General features: G+C 68.2%; 1 protein-coding gene. It reads left to right on the top strand.

The annotated features are described in order from the left end of the window. The coding region (gene msrB / locus WDW90_RS38950; protein ID WP_336492978.1) for a peptide-methionine (R)-S-oxide reductase MsrB at window positions 1-263 on the top strand (263 nt) is incomplete at its 5' end. Window positions 264-289: the final 26 nt, after the last annotated feature.

Genomic DNA, 289 nt, shown 5'->3' with positions numbered 1-289 from the left:
GCGGGACTCCGCTCTTCATCTCGGGCACGAAGTTCGAGTCAGGGACCGGCTGGCCGAGCTTCTTCGAGCCGATCGAGGGCGCCGGGGAGACCCAGGCGGACCGCAGCCACTGGATGGTGCGCACCGAGGTTCACTGCGCCCGTTGCAAGGGCCACCTCGGCCATGTCTTCGATGACGGGCCGGCCCCGACCGGCCTTCGCTACTGCATGAATGGCATCGCGCTCACCTTCGAGCCGAAAGGCAGCGAGCCGCAGGGCATTTGATGGGGACAGCCGGGTGCCGGGCTGTG

The organism is Methylobacterium nigriterrae (assembly GCF_037106235.1).
In the GTDB taxonomy this organism is placed as follows: Bacteria; Pseudomonadota; Alphaproteobacteria; order Rhizobiales; family Beijerinckiaceae; genus Methylobacterium; species Methylobacterium nigriterrae.
The sequence above is the reverse complement of the archived record's forward strand: the minus strand, read 5'-3'. Positions and strand labels throughout refer to the sequence as shown.